Source organism: Halobacillus sp. A1-3, from assembly GCF_050971765.1.
Lineage (GTDB): Bacteria > Bacillota > Bacilli > Bacillales > Halobacillaceae > Halobacillus > Halobacillus mangrovi_B.
The window spans coordinates 249,024-265,266 of sequence record NZ_JBPCEO010000008.1 but is presented as its reverse complement, the minus strand read 5'-3'; the positions used below and the strand labels follow the sequence as shown (position 1 = coordinate 265,266).

At 42.7% G+C, this 16,243-nt stretch carries 18 protein-coding genes and 12 tRNA genes; 2 read left to right on the top strand and 28 right to left on the bottom strand.

Features of this window, described 5'->3' with window-relative positions; translation table 11 throughout:
- Positions 1-59 precede the first annotated feature (59 nt).
- From ACRYKC_RS15615 to ACRYKC_RS15555, 13 genes are all read right to left on the bottom strand, one after another.
- A tRNA-Ile gene (locus tag ACRYKC_RS15615) sits at positions 60-136 on the bottom strand.
- Between the two features lie 13 nt (positions 137-149).
- A tRNA-Gly gene (locus ACRYKC_RS15610) sits at positions 150-223 on the bottom strand.
- Positions 224-246: 23 nt separating this feature from the next.
- Positions 247-323, bottom strand: a tRNA-Pro gene (locus tag ACRYKC_RS15605).
- Between the two features lie 7 nt (positions 324-330).
- Positions 331-407: transfer RNA gene (locus tag ACRYKC_RS15600), tRNA-Arg, on the bottom strand.
- Between the two features lie 72 nt (positions 408-479).
- Positions 480-566 (bottom strand) — tRNA-Leu (locus ACRYKC_RS15595).
- 44 nt (positions 567-610) lie between these two features.
- Positions 611-692, bottom strand: a tRNA-Leu gene (locus ACRYKC_RS15590).
- A 7-nt stretch (positions 693-699) separates the two neighbouring features.
- Positions 700-775: transfer RNA gene (locus tag ACRYKC_RS15585), tRNA-Lys, on the bottom strand.
- Between the two features lie 104 nt (positions 776-879).
- Positions 880-954: transfer RNA gene (locus tag ACRYKC_RS15580), tRNA-Gln, on the bottom strand.
- Between the two features lie 8 nt (positions 955-962).
- Positions 963-1,039 (bottom strand) — tRNA-Asp (locus ACRYKC_RS15575).
- Positions 1,040-1,054: 15 nt separating this feature from the next.
- A tRNA-Glu gene (locus ACRYKC_RS15570) sits at positions 1,055-1,126 on the bottom strand.
- Positions 1,127-1,136: 10 nt separating this feature from the next.
- Positions 1,137-1,227, bottom strand: a tRNA-Ser gene (locus ACRYKC_RS15565).
- 4 nt (positions 1,228-1,231) lie between these two features.
- Positions 1,232-1,306 (bottom strand) — tRNA-Asn (locus tag ACRYKC_RS15560).
- A gap of 195 nt (positions 1,307-1,501) precedes the next feature.
- Complete coding sequence (locus ACRYKC_RS15555; RefSeq protein WP_433807955.1) at positions 1,502-1,951, bottom strand: SprT family protein; 450 nt, start codon at positions 1,949-1,951, stop codon at positions 1,502-1,504.
- Positions 1,952-2,030: 79 nt separating this feature from the next.
- Here ACRYKC_RS15555 and cmpA point away from each other — a divergent pair, with 79 nt between their 5' ends.
- Positions 2,031-2,141, top strand: coding sequence for a cortex morphogenetic protein CmpA (gene cmpA, locus ACRYKC_RS15550; protein ID WP_157130875.1), 111 nt, complete (start codon positions 2,031-2,033; stop codon positions 2,139-2,141).
- Between the two features lie 43 nt (positions 2,142-2,184).
- Here the strand turns inward: cmpA and ACRYKC_RS15545 are convergent, their stop codons facing one another.
- The 15 genes from ACRYKC_RS15545 to acpS form a co-directional block, all read right to left on the bottom strand.
- Positions 2,185-4,350 (bottom strand): Tex family protein, encoded by a 2,166-nt coding sequence (locus ACRYKC_RS15545; protein ID WP_433807953.1) that lies wholly within the window; start codon positions 4,348-4,350, stop codon positions 2,185-2,187.
- Positions 4,351-4,478: 128 nt separating this feature from the next.
- Positions 4,479-5,075, bottom strand: coding sequence for a SpoIIE family protein phosphatase (locus ACRYKC_RS15540; protein ID WP_433807951.1), 597 nt, complete (start codon positions 5,073-5,075; stop codon positions 4,479-4,481).
- Positions 5,075-5,854, bottom strand: coding sequence for an RNA polymerase sigma factor SigB (sigB, locus tag ACRYKC_RS15535; protein WP_433807949.1), 780 nt, complete (start codon positions 5,852-5,854; stop codon positions 5,075-5,077). Before sigB ends, ACRYKC_RS15540 begins: the two co-directional genes overlap by 1 nt.
- Entirely contained in the window at positions 5,826-6,302 is a 477-nt protein-coding gene (gene rsbW, locus ACRYKC_RS15530; RefSeq protein WP_433807947.1) for an anti-sigma B factor RsbW, read from the bottom strand. Before rsbW ends, sigB begins: the two co-directional genes overlap by 29 nt.
- A 2-nt stretch (positions 6,303-6,304) precedes the next feature.
- On the bottom strand, positions 6,305-6,634 hold the full coding sequence (locus tag ACRYKC_RS15525; protein WP_433807945.1) for an STAS domain-containing protein: 330 nt from the start codon (positions 6,632-6,634) through the stop codon (positions 6,305-6,307).
- Between the two features lie 65 nt (positions 6,635-6,699).
- Positions 6,700-7,710: a PP2C family protein-serine/threonine phosphatase gene (locus ACRYKC_RS15520; RefSeq protein ID WP_433807943.1), complete on the bottom strand. Its 1,011-nt coding sequence runs from the start codon at positions 7,708-7,710 to the stop codon at positions 6,700-6,702.
- Positions 7,711-7,723: 13 nt separating this feature from the next.
- Positions 7,724-8,125 (bottom strand): anti-sigma regulatory factor, encoded by a 402-nt coding sequence (locus ACRYKC_RS15515; RefSeq protein ID WP_433807941.1) that lies wholly within the window; start codon positions 8,123-8,125, stop codon positions 7,724-7,726.
- 2 nt (positions 8,126-8,127) lie between these two features.
- Complete coding sequence (locus ACRYKC_RS15510) at positions 8,128-8,484, bottom strand: STAS domain-containing protein (protein WP_035542140.1); 357 nt, start codon at positions 8,482-8,484, stop codon at positions 8,128-8,130.
- Between the two features lie 5 nt (positions 8,485-8,489).
- Positions 8,490-9,359, bottom strand: coding sequence for an RsbT co-antagonist protein RsbRA (locus tag ACRYKC_RS15505; RefSeq protein ID WP_085031293.1), 870 nt, complete (start codon positions 9,357-9,359; stop codon positions 8,490-8,492).
- A gap of 236 nt (positions 9,360-9,595) precedes the next feature.
- A complete protein-coding gene (locus ACRYKC_RS15500) occupies positions 9,596-9,946 on the bottom strand; it encodes a type II toxin-antitoxin system PemK/MazF family toxin (RefSeq protein WP_085032136.1) in 351 nt (116 codons plus the stop codon).
- Between the two features lie 5 nt (positions 9,947-9,951).
- Positions 9,952-10,233, bottom strand: a complete 282-nt coding sequence (locus tag ACRYKC_RS15495) for a CopG family ribbon-helix-helix protein (RefSeq protein ID WP_035549809.1) — start codon at positions 10,231-10,233, stop codon at positions 9,952-9,954.
- A 158-nt stretch (positions 10,234-10,391) separates the two neighbouring features.
- Positions 10,392-11,546, bottom strand: coding sequence for an alanine racemase (gene alr / locus ACRYKC_RS15490; protein ID WP_433807938.1), 1,155 nt, complete (start codon positions 11,544-11,546; stop codon positions 10,392-10,394).
- A 299-nt stretch (positions 11,547-11,845) separates the two neighbouring features.
- On the bottom strand, positions 11,846-12,865 hold the full coding sequence (locus ACRYKC_RS15485; protein ID WP_433807936.1) for a LolA family protein: 1,020 nt from the start codon (positions 12,863-12,865) through the stop codon (positions 11,846-11,848).
- 46 nt (positions 12,866-12,911) lie between these two features.
- Positions 12,912-14,438 carry an NAD(P)H-hydrate dehydratase gene (locus ACRYKC_RS15480; protein ID WP_433807934.1) on the bottom strand — a complete coding sequence of 509 codons (1,527 nt, stop codon included), beginning with the start codon at positions 14,436-14,438 and terminating at the stop codon, positions 12,912-12,914.
- Positions 14,439-14,496: 58 nt separating this feature from the next.
- The gene (acpS, locus tag ACRYKC_RS15475; protein ID WP_433807932.1) at positions 14,497-14,856 is read right to left on the bottom strand and encodes a holo-ACP synthase; all 360 of its coding nucleotides are present in this window, start codon (positions 14,854-14,856) and stop codon (positions 14,497-14,499) included.
- 121 nt (positions 14,857-14,977) lie between these two features.
- Between acpS and ACRYKC_RS15470 the strand changes: the two genes are divergently transcribed.
- Complete coding sequence (locus tag ACRYKC_RS15470) at positions 14,978-15,736, top strand: rhomboid family intramembrane serine protease (protein ID WP_433807930.1); 759 nt, start codon at positions 14,978-14,980, stop codon at positions 15,734-15,736.
- The last annotated feature ends 507 nt before the right edge of the window (positions 15,737-16,243 follow it).

Sequence of the window (16,243 nt, the reverse complement as noted above, 5' to 3'; positions counted from 1 at the left end):
TAAGAAGAAATAATTGACGTACTGGTTGGTTCGTTCAGTTTTCAAAGATCAAATGTTCATGGTGGGCCTGAGTGGACTTGAACCACCGACCTCACGCTTATCAGGCGTGCGCTCTGACCAACTGAGCTACAGGCCCCAATGGTAATTAATGGAGCGGGTGAAGGGAATCGAACCCTCGTCATCAGCTTGGAAGGCTGAGGTTTTACCATTAAACTACACCCGCATATTAGTTTGTTAGAATTTCGATGGTCGGGAAGACAGGATTCGAACCTGCGACCCCTTGGTCCCAAACCAAGTGCTCTACCAAGCTGAGCTACTTCCCGTTAAAAATGGCGCGCCCGAGAGGAGTCGAACCCCTAACCTTCTGATCCGTAGTCAGACGCTCTATCCAATTGAGCTACGGGCGCATTACTTATTGAAGCGACATATTCTAATATAACATATTATCAGCTTGGACGCAAGAACTTTTTTAAAAAGTTTGGTGCGGCCGAGAGGACTTGAACCTCCACGGGGTTGCCCCCACTAGGCCCTCAACCTAGCGCGTCTGCCGATTCCGCCACGACCGCAAATTGTATTGAAACAAATGGATGCTGATCATGAAAATGGTAAGTGCGGGTGGAGGGACTTGAACCCCCACGCCGTGAAGCACTAGATCCTAAATCTAGCGTGTCTGCCAATTCCACCACACCCGCAAATAATTGGTGAGCCATGAAGGATTCGAACCTTCGACCCTCTGATTAAAAGTCAGATGCTCTACCAGCTGAGCTAATGGCTCAAAACAAGGAATCTACAACACTTTGAAATGTGTATGTTTTCAAAAGCACAAGAAACATCATATAACTTTTGAAATGATTTGTCAACTACTTTTCCAAATAAAAATGGCTGGGCCAGCTGGATTCGAACCAGCGCATGACGGTACCAAAAACCGTTGCCTTACCGCTTGGCTATGGCCCAACATTTAATGGCGGTCCGGACGGGACTCGAACCCGCGACCTCCTGCGTGACAGGCAGGCATTCTAACCAACTGAACTACCGGACCTATGTAATTAAAAAGTGACCCGTACGGGATTCGAACCCGTGTTACCGCCGTGAAAGGGCGGTGTCTTAACCACTTGACCAACGGGCCATTAAAAAAATGGCGGAGAAGGAGGGATTTGAACCCTCGCGCCGCTTACGCGACCTACACCCTTAGCAGGGGCGCCTCTTCAGCCACTTGAGTACTTCTCCGTAATGGCTCCAACGGTAGGATTCGAACCTACGACCGATCGGTTAACAGCCGATTGCTCTACCACTGAGCTACGTTGGAATAGGAATAAGTGAACGATTATTTTGTCGCTTTTTCGATAAGATCAATTATCAGCGACGAATTATATCTTATAATAAATCGTTTTGTTTGTCAAACCTTTTTCAGAGAAAAGTTTATTTCTTTTTCTCTCGTTTGGGCTTGTTTTTTTAAGGCTTATTCAATTTAACATGGGCTTAATATTTCGTCAATGGATTTTTACATCTTTTTTAGTTTCCCTCTACATTTTCCGCAACGGTACCGTTTTGTATTCACCCTTCTCTTTCTTTCATACTCCTGTTCACATCGGGTGCAAACATATTGATGAAGGTGAGTGAGCTTCTGAGAAGGCAGCGGATTACAGTGTCTTGGAGATCCCGTTTTTTTGAGCAGCTCTTTGAATTCTTTATCCCGGTGCCCGTATCCTTTCCCTTCAATATGCAGATGATAATGGCAAAGCTCGTGCTTAATGATGCCCTTAAATTCTTCCTCGCCAAGCTCAGATAAATACTTAGGGTTCAATTCAATAACTCTTTTGGACGGGATATACCTCCCGCCTGTTGTTCTCAGGCGCGCATTGAACATCACATCATCAAAAAAAGGTTTCCCAAAATACTCACGGGAGATGTCATCTGTCCATTGATGTAATTGTTCATTTGTTATCGACATTCTCGCACACCTCCAAGGTTCTTTGCATACTCTATCATAACTATGAAAAAAGATGAATACAAAGGAGAGGAAGTATAATATGCCCTCTTGGTTAAAAAAACAAATGGCGAAGGCTTTTTTAAATAAAGATAAATATCAGATTAAATTGTTAAATCAATGCTGGTATTATTATCAACACCTTTACAAATAAAAAATACCCGGAAGAAAGACTCCCAGGTATTATTGCTATAGTTTTACTTTGCGACCATCGTTAAAGCGATGCGTTGTTTTTGTGTGTCCACTTGATCTACCCAGACGGTTACAACATCTCCAACGGACACCACGTCCATCGGGTGCTTGACGAACTTATTGGAAAGCTTGGAGATGTGGACGAGCCCATCCTGTTTTACTCCAATATCGACAAAGGCACCAAAGTCGACCACATTTCTCACTGTTCCTTCAAGTTCCATTCCTTGCTCTAAGTCCTCCATTGATAAAACATTCGTTTTCAATAAAGGTTTAGGCAGATCATCACGCGGGTCGCGACCAGGCTGCATAAGAGATTTCATGATGTCTTCAAGCGTCGGTCTGCCGATTTCCAATTGCTCGGCAACTTCCGCTTCGTTGATTTCCTTCAGTTTACGTTCAAGCTCTTCTCCACCTAATTCTTCAGCTTTAGCATTGACCATCTTAAGTAATGCTTTAGCCGCTTTATAACTCTCCGGGTGTATAGATGTACGATCAAGCGGTTCATTTCCGTCTAATATACGCAAGAATCCAATACCTTGTTCAAAGGTCTTAGCTCCAAGACGTGGAATATCTTTTAGCTCCGAACGTTTTTGGAACTTCCCTACCTCTTCCCTTTTCTTCACAACATTGTTGGCTACGGCTTTACTAAGACCAGATACATATTGAAGCAAGGAGGAGGATGCGGTATTTACATTCACTCCCACTTGGTTTACCGCTGTTTCCACAACAAAGGTCAGTGATTCGTTTAATTTTTTCTGGCTGACGTCATGCTGGTACTGGCCTACACCTATGGATTTAGGATCAATCTTTACAAGCTCTGCTAATGGATCTTGAACTCTTCTTGCTATCGAAACAGCACTTCTTTCTTCCACTTGAAAATCAGGGAATTCATCTCGTGCGAGCTTAGAAGCAGAGTAAACACTAGCTCCTGCTTCATTTACAATCATATAGGAAGCCTTTAATTGATGCTTCTGAATCATGTCTGCTACGAACTGTTCCGTTTCCCTTGATGCTGTACCGTTTCCAATAGCCATAAGTTCAATTGGGTGCTTCTCCATGAAGGAAAGCAGCTTTTTCTCCGCACCTTTCACATCATTTCTTGGAGCTGTCGGATACATAACACCAATATCAAGGACTTTTCCAGTTTCATCTACGGCAGCCAGCTTGCAGCCTGTCCGATACGCTGGGTCAATCCCTAATACAACTTTTCCTTTCAACGGAGGCTGCAACAACAGACTTCTTAAATTACTTGAAAAGACTTCGATGGCTTGTTCTTCTGCTGTTTCAGAAAGAGTATTTCGGATTTCTCTTTCAATTGAAGGTTGAATTAAACGCTTATAGCTATCCTCAACTGCCTCTGTCAAAAGAATACGGATTCTGTCGTTAGTGGAATGCTTAATGACATTCTTTTCTAAAAAGGCGATAATGGTTTCTTCCGGTGGCTGAATGGATACTTTAATGACACCTTCCTTCTCCCCCCGGTTTAAGGCAAGAATACGATGGGATACAATCGCACGAACCGGCTCCTGGTAATCGTAATACATTTCGAAAATGCCTTTTTCATCTTGTTCTGCGTTTTTGTCTGTAGAAGCAATCGTTCCTTTTTGGAAGGTCTGTTTACGGATCTGCTCACGATATCCTGGATCATCCGAAATCCATTCCGCTAAGATGTCGTTGACTCCCGCTAACACTTGTTCCACTGAACCAAGCTCATGTTCTTCGGAGAAGTAGGCCTTAGCTTCTTCGTCCACATGTATACCTTCCTGATTCCAAACTTGCAGCGCTAAAGGCTCCAATCCTTTTTCTTTTGCTACAGTGGCGCGTGTCCGTCTCTTTTGTTTATAAGGACGGTATAGGTCTTCTACTTTTTGGAGCTGAGTCGCTGCTTGGATTTCTTTCTTTAATTCATCCGTCAGTTTTCCTTGCTCATCAATCAAGCGAATGACTTCTTCTTTTCGCTCACTTACGTTTTTTACATAATTCCATTGGTCTTCTATGGATTTAATTTGCACTTCATCTAGTCCGCCTGTTAACTCTTTTCTGTAACGGGCGATAAAAGGAACGGTGTTTCCTTCACTAAGTAAGTCAATGACTTGTTTAATCGATTTTTCATTTAACTTTGTCTGCTCTGCGACAAGCTTTAATAATTCAGGACTTTGTTGATCACTCAAAAGAAAGCCTCCTTCAATAACGTTTCTTATGTATTGTATCAAATTATCGCTCACCTGACTTGTGAGGAAAAGATAAGTTTAAGCAACAATAAAAGGCCTTATTCTTTTTTTAATCAGAATAAGACCTTTTACTGATACTCCATCGCGATTAACGTTGTATCGTCATCTCGCGTTTGGCCGTACAGCTGTTTATATTGTTCCGTAATGAAATTGACACTTCTCGCTTCTGTTACATGCTTTGACAACCGGCGGTCATTCACACCATCTGAAAACATCAAAAACTTCATCCCTTTATGGACCTTCCCTCTTGTTACCCTCAAATCGCGAGGATAACCGGCCAAATATCCGGCAAGCGGTATACTCCTGCTCCGTTTGCCTTCTGAGTCAATCGTTATGACTCCGATATTGCCTATGGAAGAGTAAGAATAAGTATGTGTTTTAAAATCGATGCGAAGCACTCCTAATACAACTCCTCGTTTTCCCATCAATACCTCATTGCACTTTTTCACTAAGGATTCAACGGTTAACGGAGGATGTTCTTCAATCACATTCATCACAGCCTGTGATGAATCTCTTGCCAGCTCTCCACTTCCCAGACCATCCGCTAATGCACATACAAAAGCTTCATCCGTTTCTTTAAAGTAGTAGCTGTCACCGCAATAGTAGTTACCTTTTTTTGCTTTTTGATACACAGAGACGTCGACCCGTTTGTTTTCCTTATTCACTAGAATGCCTCAACCGACTCGGCTTGAAGAGCTTCTCTTAATTTACGAAGCGCCCTTCGCTGCAATCGGGAGACATGCATTTGGGATATACCGAGTCTTTCACCTGTATCTTTTTGACTCATGTTCTCGAAGTAGGTACATTGGAGAATCTCCTGTTCCCTCTCGCTAAGGATAGGGAGTACCTTTTCTAACAGCATTTTCTGATCAATATGAGAGTACCCGTCTTCCGAATTACCGATCAAATCAAGGATTGTTACGGTACTGCCATCGGAATCGGCTTCAATCTTACGGTCAACGGACAACGCTTTGTAACTTTTGCCCATTTCCATAGTCTCCAGCACATCCTCTTCAGAAACCTCCAGATAATCCGCAATCTCAAGTACAGAAGGAGAACGCTGAAGGGTACTAGTCAGTTCCTCTGCTGCTTTTTTAATCTTCGGTCCAAGCTCCTTAATCCTACGAGGTACATGAACACTCCAAGTCTTGTCTCTGATAAACCGTTTGATTTCCCCAATGATTGTAGGAATGGCAAACGATTCAAAAGATTTCCCGAACTCAGGGTCATACCTGCGAATTGCAGCTAAAAGACCTAACATGCCAACTTGCACTAAATCTTCGTGAATTGTACTATTCTTAGAATATTTACGAGCGATGGATTCCACGAGGTCCTTATAAACAAGGACAACCTTCTCTTGAACTGCTTCGTCCCGTGGGTTCTCTTGTAGATGCTCTATCCATTCATATACTTCATCATTGTGATGTTGAGATCTGGTCGCCATTCTGACCCACCTCAGTTTCATGGAGATATTTTGTCATTAAGACAATTACTCCATATTTGCTGTTGATTTCTACTTTATCCATAAGTGCATCGATCAAGAATAGACCAAATCCACCTTCACGAAGTTCCTCGATATCATCATCCTGTTGGTAAGGTCCAATACCTTCTTTAATTTCTCCAAGGTTAAAGCTGCCACCATGATCAGCAACCATAACTTCCAGGCGATCTTCATAGACACCGAATCCTATAGTGATTTCACCTTCTCCCGTTTCTTTATAAGCATGTTTTACAGCATTCGTAATTGCTTCAGAGATGGCTACTTTCAAATCCTCAATATCTTCATAAGCAAACCCCATACGATTTGCAATTCCTGAAGTACTTAAACGAACCACGCCAATATATTCGGCTTTGGCCGGTACTTTCACTTCAACAAAATCAAATGGTTCCATATTTACATTCCACCCCGCACTGCAGAATCAATATTCATGATCTCTGTTAATCCAGTAATCTTAAATAGACGATAGACGCGTTCTTGCATTTGAACAAGTTTCATTTCACTACCGTGTTCCTTCGTTGATTTCAGCGCACTAATAAATACACCTAATCCTGTAGAGTCCATATAATTAACATCTTGAAGATCGACGATTACAGTTTGTCCTTCTTCTTTAGTCAATGGTAGTAACGTATCTTTTAATTTAGGTGCTGTAAAAGCGTCTACCTCACCAGCTAGTGAAATATACGCGATATTTTCCTTATTAGTAACATCTATTGTTAAGTTCATCTAAAAGTCCTCCTATTATTCCTAGAAAAGTCAATCAGAATATAGTTACCCTTCCTGTAGATCGATTAAACATTTCTTCTTAGGATAATTAAAGTGAAATCATCCCGTAATTGAAAATCCTGGAGCCGTTCAAAATGTTTGAAAACATTCTCAACAATCTCCTGAGCTGGAAGATGGGAGTAAGATTTGATGACATGAAGGATTTCTTCTTGTTCAATAAATCGATCCCCTTGCCGGCATTCTGTTACTCCATCTGTCAGCAGAATGATCATGTCTCCCTGCTCTACTTCAACCTGTTTCTGGTGATAAGTGGCTTCTGAAGACACACCAAGCACAAGCCCAGGCGCATCAATTTCTTCGAATTCTTCTCGATCTTTATGATAGTAGAAGCCTGGTTCATGACCTGCTGAGGCATAATAGAACGTATGATTGACCGTGTTGTACAGCCCGTAAAACATTGTAATGAACATACTTGAATCCACATTTCGTTCAACCACTCGGTTCAAGCTGCCGAGAATGACCCCTGGGTCCATACGCATCTCCGGAAAACTATCCATCGAATATTTAATCATAGACATGCAAAGAGCCGCAGGTACCCCTTTACCGATAACGTCAGCAATCGCAATCCCCAATGAACCTTCGTTGTCGTGGACAAAATGGTGGTAGTCTCCGTTCATTTGCTTAGCAGGTACACTTAGTGCCCCCACATCCAAAGCATCTAATTCGGGCTTCACGGTTGATAACAGAGTTTTTTGCATGTTCGCTGCTACAGAAATCTCTGACTTTAACTCTAGCTGTCTTTCTCGCAGTGACTGGTATTCCTGATAGGCTAACCCATAAGAAATCATAGTTTCTAAAAGAAAATTCAATGAAGCTTGAATATAATCCGGCATATCTGGGTAAATCTCTTGAAGAGACTGAATATGAACATTAATAATTTCTTCAGGTGAAATATTGTGCTGCATTGATTGCTTACTGAACTGCTCTGCCTGATACAGAGCCTGTTCATCTTTTGTTCTAATATACTCTTGCAATAACTCTTTGTAATTCTCTAGATCAAGCTTCAGCGTACTCATCATTTAACCTCCTTTAACGGAGCCATTTAACAACCTTGATCTCTGTGCCTTTTCCGTCTTCTGATTTGATGTCAAACTCATCCATCAACCGTTTGACCCCCGGAAGACCAGCTCCTAGCCCACCAGATGTGGAAAAGCCATCTTCCATTACTTGGCTCAGTTCCTTAATTCCAGGACCGTTGTCAATAGCCATGATGCTGATTCCTTTTTGATTGATATCTTCAATAGCTTCAAAACAAATCTTTCCCGTTCCGGCATACAGATAAATATTCCTGGCTAATTCTGAAATGGCAGTGGCAATACGCGCTTGGTCGACGGTCCCGAAACCGATCTTTCTGGCAATGTCTCTCCCCAATTGACGTGCCCCTACAATGTCCCACTCCTTTTTAATATTGACACAGGATTGGAAGTCCATAATCACTCCTCCAATTCCTGTCGAAGTTTGATCAATCCTTGTTCAAGATCTAATGCAGTTGGGACATCCTGCAAGTGTATGCCTAAATCGATCAAGGTCATAGCGACAGCTGGCTGGATACCAGTCAGTACAACTTTCGCCCCCATCAAATCAGACATCGTGACAACATCACCCAAAACTTTTGCAATAAAAGAATCGATGATATCTACAGAAGTTAAATCAATCACAACTCCAGAGGAGCCACTCTCGTGGATCTTACTCAATAGGTCCTCTTGGAACTGAATCGCTGTCTGGTCGTCAAGGTCAATTTGAATGGAAATTAATAAATAATTGTGAAGTTTCAATATTGGTATTCTCACTGTATTCACTCCCTATCCAGCGAATCGATTAGTTTTTCAATATCTTCGTCTTTGTTCTGTGTCTCCTCGATGCGACGATTCGTTAATTCGAGCGCAGTCTGGAACCCTTTGCGAAGCGAACTCTTCGTAGGGAACTTACCAAGATCAATTCCGAGGTTTACAATCGTTTGGGCAATTTCAGGACGAATGCCTACTAAAATACAACGGGATCCAATTAAACGTACAGCTTCTGCTGCCTGAATGATATGGTGAGCGACCATTGTATCAACTACGGGGACCCCCGTAATATCAATGAGGACCACTTCTGCATTGTGCTTAATGACACCATCCAGCAAGTTCTCCATAATCAATTTCGCCCGTTCTGTGTCAATCGTTCCGATCAGCGGCATGATCGTGATGTTTTCCATGACTGGGATCAAAGGTGCCGACAGTTCCTGTAGCGCTACACGCTGTAAAGAGACGATGTGCTCCCAGCTGCCGGAATACTCGTTCACAAGACGATTGATGATCGGATCCACCCATCCGTCTACTTTTCTCAGGACTTCAGAAAAATAGTCAGAATCCACTTTTTCAGATTGCTGAAGAATGAAGCCGGTGACTACTCTTCTGAAGACCTGCATGCCATCTGTCAAGTAACTGAGAGGCCAGCCTAAATTGATTAGTCTTTCAGAGAACTCGTCCAGATCCGAAGATAGCCCTCGCTTCTCTATACTTGAGAAAATGACATTCACAAATTCACGATTTGTGCTTTCAAACATCTCGTCTGAAATTGTCGATGTATATTCATTCTTTTTATGAGTGTTGATTTCCTCCAACCACATTTTGACAATGTCATCGCTGTGATCTAAGACTATATTCTTTAACTTTTCATCCATTATCTAACCCTCCGCCTCAGGTAACCCTTTCGGTATTTACAACACGTTCTAATAATATACAAATATAATGTTATCAAAAAACATAAAAATCTTCATTCATTTACCCTTATCAAAAAAACACGCCATCATCAATACCCATAATAATTCTATTATAAACTACAAAATAAAAAAAAATAAAGTTACCTTTTCAAAGGGGCAACTTTATTTTAAAAAAGAGATGGTTATGCTTTTTTCCATCAAAAATCAATCAATCCGAGACTAATCTGCAATGCCTTATTCACTTGTTGCATCATCGGATCATCAAGTTGAGTGATTTTGTCGGTCAAACGCTGTTTATCAATCGTTCTGATTTGTTCCAATAGGATTACAGAGTTTCGTTCAAACCCGTATTTTTCTGCGTTAATTTCTACGTGAGTTGGAAGTTTGGCTTTTTGTATTTGCGCTGTAATCGCTGCAACGATTACGGTTGGGCTAAAACGATTACCGATATCATTTTGAAGAATGAGTACAGGACGAACCCCGCCTTGCTCTGAACCCACCACTGGGGACAAATCAGCGAAATAAACGTCTCCTCGTTTGACTATCAATGGCTTCACACCCCGCCCACTAATTGCTCCAGGGTGTTTTCTGCCTCCTCTTCAGCTTGAAACGCTTCTGAAGCGATGTTTAAATTAATTTTCGCCATCTCCATATAGCCTCTACGCATGGATTCTCTAATGTGGCGTTGTTTCTTTTCACGCAAATACATTTTAGTAGCTTGACACATGAAATCGCTCCGATCACTATTTTCGAGTTGAATGAAGCCATCCACTTCATTGAGTAGGTTATCCGGAATCCGGATGACAATTTCCTGCATGCTGTCGGACAAAACCATACACCTCCACCATCTTCTCTCAAAAGAAACCAGTCAATAAGTCCACTCTAATCTTATCAAACGGGAGTGTCTATTGCAAAGGCGTGTTGGATTTTTTTCGTGAATTGTGTTGCCTTACATCCAAAATAAGGGATAATTGTCTAACCGGCGAAGGGCTGCTATTTCACGGGGTTATTGACTTCTACGATTTGCCCATCTTCTACAAACAGTCTAGGGACCCTGTTACTAATCATGCAAGGAACCTCGTAATTAATGGTTTCCAAGTAGTTTGCCACTTCATCCGTCGTAACCTCTTCATCACCTTGTTTACCAATTAAGGTAACCTTTGTCCCTATAGGATATTCCTGATCAAGCTTAATCATGAATTGATCCATACAAATTCTGCCGACAATGGGATGACGTTTTCCATTCACAAGGACTTCCATTCCCTGCAATTTACGGATCCACCCATCGGCATATCCAAGAGGTATGGTCCCAATCCACTCATCATTTTCCGTTTGATAAGTCGCACCATAACTGATCGACTCCTGGGCTTCCAATCTTTTTACATGTACTAAACGACTCTGTAAAGAAAAAGCTGGTTTTAAGTCGATCGGCCTCTCCTCTTTTACTACACCCGAAGGATAAAGGCCGTACATACTGATTCCAAACCGAACATACTGTTTCATCCGATCAGGGAACCTCATACTGGCAGCACTGTTCCCTATATGAAATTCGACATTTCCTGACCAAACCCTTTCAAAATGGTTCAATAATTTATAGAATCGTTTTTCCTGCTCTTCAAAATAATTCAACGGAACTTCATCCGCTGTGGCAAAGTGGGTAAACACAGCTTCCAGTTTAAAAGAAGGCTGTTCCTTAACTAATGGTAGAATGCGGTCCATTTCTTCTGTCGTACGGAGGCCGATTCGCCCCATGCCTGTATCCCATTTCATATGAAGTTTCAAAGGCTTGGATAATTGTGAAGAATCGACCATCCTGAGCCATTCTTCCTGAAAAACGGTAACGGCAATCTCCTTTTCAGCCGCTACCGGTGCATCCTCAGGGCGAATCCAGCCCATGACAAGCACAGGTGCTGTAAATCCAGCATTACGCAGTTTCACCGCCTCATCTAACAAAGCTACGGCAAGTCCATCCGCCCCTGATTCCAACGCTTTCTTTGCTACCCGTTCATCTCCATGACCATACGCATTCGCTTTGACAACCGCGTAGATCTTCGTCTCCGGATTAAGGCGCTGCCGGAGTTGTTTTATATTGTATTCAATTGCTGATAAATTCACTTCAACCCATGAATCCCGATAGAATGTTTCCATTGACAAAGCCCCCGTTTCTCTCGCTGCATTCAATATATCCTTCTATTATTGAACGACAGAAACACGCTGTCAATGATATAAAAAGGCGGAGACACCTTGTTTAGCCGCGACAAGCATAAGACAAGCACTGGAGAGATGACCTTTCCTCACGTAAGTGATTGACTTATGACCTCGAGCGGCTAGGTGTCGCAGCTGGCCATCACAGAAGTGCGGAGGGGGCTGGAAGGCCCTGAATTAAGTTGTCGTACATCAATGCTGATAAAAATAAAAGCAGACCGTTAAGCCTGCTCCGTCCAAATCTATTTGACTGTTTCACTTGTGATGGAGCTCGCTACTGAAGCCATTTCCGCCTGACTCAAATCATTACTGGCCAACTGATAAGTCGTACCGTTCTGGCTCCATTCCAAACGATTTCCATCCATCGCTCCAATGACACCGTCTGCCAATTGGACAGGATCTCCATTCACCACTTCGGTCTGCTGAGCACTAGCAGCTTGCACTTCCGCTTTCTCTTGGACAAGCGTAAAGCTCTTATCTCCATCAAACGTCATGATGACACGTGTTCCTTCATCTGTTTTTACTTCTTGCTCGCTCGCAAGCTCTGCCCCAAATGTTTCTTGAGGATAAAGTACTTCTTTAACCTGAGCATCTCCCATGTTGGCTACAGGAGCTTCCGAAGGTGCCATCGCCATGTTCTTGTCTACATCAAAGTCTTCTTTCTTCAATGAATTATCTTTAGCAAAATTTGCGAACTGCACTTCGACTAAAGCATTCATATCTTGGTCAAACACTTTGACCATAACGGGCTGATACGTTTTCTTATCAAAATAAATTTCTTGATAAGGGAGGGTTTTATTATTCTGGTAGTTGGTTTTTGTTTTGAACTTATAATAATTTTCTGCAGCTGTGAACTCTGAATCAGCATCTGCCTGGATATCCTTCAATAAAGAAGCATACAAATAGGGCTGACTCGTATTTTGCGGCCATTCACTCTGGAACTTGAAGCTCTTGTTCAATGCGGGAGTCAGAACATACACACCACTGTCATTTTTCAAAATAATCTGGCTGCCTTTTTCGTCTTGATCATTTTCCAATTTTACTCGGTAAAAATCATCTTTTTTATGCCAGACTTGGATGTGATACTTTTGTTCTTCATTGCCCGTACGCATCTTCATGTTAGCTTCCGTCTTGTATCCGGCCATTTCTTCCGCTTGTTTTTCAAGCTTCTTGACGACATCTTCTTTCGATTGAGATCCACAAGCCGTTAAAGCACCTAAAACGAACAAGGAAAACAATAGGATCAGAAAACGTCTTTGCATAGGACTCAACTCCTTTGTCTCTACTTAAGGACAAAGGGAACGCTTTTTATCTGGATGCAGAAGAAATTGTACGAAAGGTTCGGGATAAACCTTCAATGACGTCGGAAGCGAGTAGGTCTCTCTTCGAATGCTTTTCCTCAGTCAACGACTCAGCTGTACACCCATGGATGACACAGCCATTACTAAGCGCATCCAGCAATGAATCGCTCTGCAGCATCATAGCAAACAAAACACCTGATAACACATCTCCACTTCCGCCTTTGGCTAATCCTGCATTCCCGGAAACATCTACCCTCTGCTCCCCATCCGGAGAAGTAATGATCGTAGACGGCCCCTTCAATACAAGATACACACCATACTTAGCAGCAAATTCACGACTGTAGGAAAAAGGAGACTGCAATACATCTTGAATAGATAACCCTGTCAAATGGGCAAATTCTCCTGGGTGAGGGGTCAAAACAGTAGGTGATTTTCTTTCTCTTACGACATCAAGGATTTCTTTTAAATGATACAGTCCATCAGCGTCTATAAGCATGGGAGCCTCTACCTCCTGAACGATGACTTCTAACAGCCTTTTCGCTCCTCGCTTGCGTCCCATCCCCATCCCGACCGCTATCCCGTCATAACCGGACAACTGATCGGTCGCTTGTCCTGTCAGCGCGCATTCTTCTTCCTCCATGCCTACAAAAGTAGCTTCTTGCAGATATGGAGAAATAGAAGAGATTGCACGCTCTACCGTGGCAATAGTCAGTAACCCTACACCACTTCTTAATGCCGCTCGACCTGCCATTGCAATCGACCCAGGCATAAGGAGTGATCCCCCTACCATGACTCCTTTACCGTGACTTCCCTTATGAGAATTCTCCCCCCGAACAGGCAATGTCCGCCTGACATCCTCTTTCCTCCACAGTCCTCGGTTAACTGGCGGAAGCTTTCTGATCGGTAGTCCGATTTCTACGATACAATAGTCCCCATAATAAGGACGAGAATGCTGCAGAAACGCACTCATCTTCGGTGCGGCTATGACTGTCGTATAATCTGCATGAAAGGCATCGAAGTCTACGATTCCTTCATCTGCAGGAACACCTGAAGGAAGGTCGACAGCCATCCGGAAGACGGAGTGGCCGTTTGCCGCTTCAACGATCTCGGCTATAGGGGTTCGGAGCCGACCTTTCACACCAATCCCAACCATGGCGTCAATGATAATGTCAGCATTCTGAAAAGATAACTGCAGCTCTTCTAATGAAGAATACAGATTCACAGAAAATCCCGAAGCCACAAAAATATCTTTATGGACTCTTGCATCTCCAGTAATCTTTTCATCAGGAACCACCTGCCACGCTTCAATATCATAGCCACGATTGAGCAGGGTTCTGGCGATAACAAACCCGTCCCCGCCGTTATTGCCTGATCCGATCAAAACAATAACTTTGTCCTGTTTTCGGATATGGTGAACCATATCATCAGCGACAGCTCTGCCAGCACTCTCCATCAACATTTTCCCTTCAATCCCGGCAGCATCCAGTGCTGCCCGGTCCCATTCGTACATCTCTTGTGCGGTAACAATATCCAATTCGTTCCCTCCTACCCGCATTACAATGTTATGAGACAACCTATGTAAATATGCCAGGTCACTCTTCTAAAACGACTTGAGCGATTGCATGATCAGAACTATGACTAATAGAAACCCAAGCCTTCAAATACTCATAGCCTTTTACTTTCATATCCGGCGCACCCACGGTTGTATGCAGAACCTCAATATCTTGAAAACTTAACTTTCCGATTCCCGTGCCCATTGCCTTCCCTGCAGCTTCTTTTGCCGCAAATCTTCCGGACAAGTACTCAATCTGACGTTGTTCATTCAAACCAACGAATCTTTCATGCTCCGCCCTGGTCAATATTCGTTGAACAAAACGAGGATTACGCTTTATACTTTGTTTAATACGACTCATTTCCACCATGTCAATGCCGATACCTTTAATCACATGCATCTTCCTTTTCTAAAAACTATTAGTAGTATACCCGATATTCATTAAGATAAAAAAGAATACTAGATACTGTGAACGATTATATTAGTAGTAGACCATTCAACATTAAAAGGAGAATTATCCTATGTTTCTCAGAACGGAAAGCTTTAAGGAATTTTTAAAATTCTACCCGGTTGTTTCCATATTGGTCGGGCTCCACTTCTTTCTATGGATCCTCATTGACGTCCTTCAATTTGGATTTGCACAAGATATCGAAAGACTGGGAATCGGAGTGAACCTCTTCATTTTACAAGGGGAGTACTGGCGTCTGGTTACCCCAATCTTCCTCCATGCCGGATTTGCTCATGCTTTGTTTAATTCCTTTTCCCTTGTTTTATTCGGTCCAGCACTAGAACAAATGCTTGGAAAAGTGAAATTTATCATTATGTATTTATTTGCAGGTATTATTGGCAACTTAGGAACCTTTGCAGTAAATCCTGAAGCCTATTACGCCCACCTGGGAGCATCTGGCGCGATCTTTGGTATTTTCGGAGTTTACGTGTACATGGTGTTATACCGAAAACATTTGATTGATCAGGCAAATTCGCAAATCATCATGGTCATCTTCATTCTTGGTTTGTTTATGACATTCACACGTCCGAACATCAATGTCCTTGGGCACTTGTTTGGGTTAATTGGCGGATTCGCGATTGCGCCAGCTATCTTGAAAAATGCTCGGCCATTTTCGATATGGCAGATGAGAGCTCGAAGGTCCAGTTCAAGTGACGAAATAACCTTTAATCCAAACCGCTGGAACAAACGGCGTCTTCCTTGGAAAAAGTATGCGGGATACGTTATATGGGCTGCTATAGCTATATTAGTCATCATCGCTGTTTTGTTTTAATATTTCGTTACATTCTATAACGATTTATTTCAATAGATAACTGTTTCCTTCTTACAAATACAGACGAAGTTCACCGCGGAGATCATTCGCTTTCCGCGGGTTAGACGGGGATCTTCATCAGGGGGAACGTCTTCCGGGGGCTCCCCTGCCCCGTTTTACCACAGAAGGATCATCATTTCCAAGACCACTTCCTAATTATTCAACGGAAGGAAAACAATATAAAAGTGTGGATGTGCACTGTACCAAGTATCGTCCATCCCACTTTAATTATAGTAAGAATTCCCCGAGCATGATATAAGGCTTTGTTACTTCGTGTCCGTTAGCCATTCTTACAGCAGGGATAAGCGGGAAAGGGAGTTAGACACCCCCCACAAGGAGTGCTACGACCAAGGAGGCTTGCCAGCTTCCCCGCAGGAAAGCGAGTGGTTTCCACTTATCCCTAATAGTTTTTTGAGTAACGCCCCAACCTAAACTACCTCTATCTGCTATTTAGCGGATAAACCATTA

Excerpts from the sequence above, each read along its gene's own strand:
- ACRYKC_RS15555 (WP_433807955.1), bottom strand. The coding sequence starts at position 1,951 with ATGTCGATAACAAATGAACAATTACATCAATGGACAGATGACATCTCC.
- cmpA (WP_157130875.1), top strand. The coding sequence starts at position 2,031 with ATGCCCTCTTGGTTAAAAAAACAAATGGCGAAGGCTTTTTTAAATAAA.
- sigB (WP_433807949.1), bottom strand. The coding sequence starts at position 5,854 with ATGGCGACCAGATCTCAACATCACAATGATGAAGTATATGAATGGATA.
- rsbW (WP_433807947.1), bottom strand. The coding sequence starts at position 6,302 with ATGGAACCATTTGATTTTGTTGAAGTGAAAGTACCGGCCAAAGCCGAA.
- ACRYKC_RS15525 (WP_433807945.1), bottom strand. The coding sequence starts at position 6,634 with ATGAACTTAACAATAGATGTTACTAATAAGGAAAATATCGCGTATATT.
- ACRYKC_RS15520 (WP_433807943.1), bottom strand. The coding sequence starts at position 7,710 with ATGAGTACGCTGAAGCTTGATCTAGAGAATTACAAAGAGTTATTGCAA.
- ACRYKC_RS15515 (WP_433807941.1), bottom strand. The coding sequence starts at position 8,125 with ATGGACTTCCAATCCTGTGTCAATATTAAAAAGGAGTGGGACATTGTA.
- ACRYKC_RS15505 (WP_085031293.1), bottom strand. The coding sequence starts at position 9,359 with ATGGATGAAAAGTTAAAGAATATAGTCTTAGATCACAGCGATGACATT.
- ACRYKC_RS15495 (WP_035549809.1), bottom strand. The coding sequence starts at position 10,233 with ATGGTTTTGTCCGACAGCATGCAGGAAATTGTCATCCGGATTCCGGAT.
- alr (WP_433807938.1), bottom strand. The coding sequence starts at position 11,546 with ATGGAAACATTCTATCGGGATTCATGGGTTGAAGTGAATTTATCAGCA.
- ACRYKC_RS15485 (WP_433807936.1), bottom strand. The coding sequence starts at position 12,865 with ATGCAAAGACGTTTTCTGATCCTATTGTTTTCCTTGTTCGTTTTAGGT.
- acpS (WP_433807932.1), bottom strand. The coding sequence starts at position 14,856 with ATGCATGTGATTAAAGGTATCGGCATTGACATGGTGGAAATGAGTCGT.
- ACRYKC_RS15470 (WP_433807930.1), top strand. The coding sequence starts at position 14,978 with ATGTTTCTCAGAACGGAAAGCTTTAAGGAATTTTTAAAATTCTACCCG.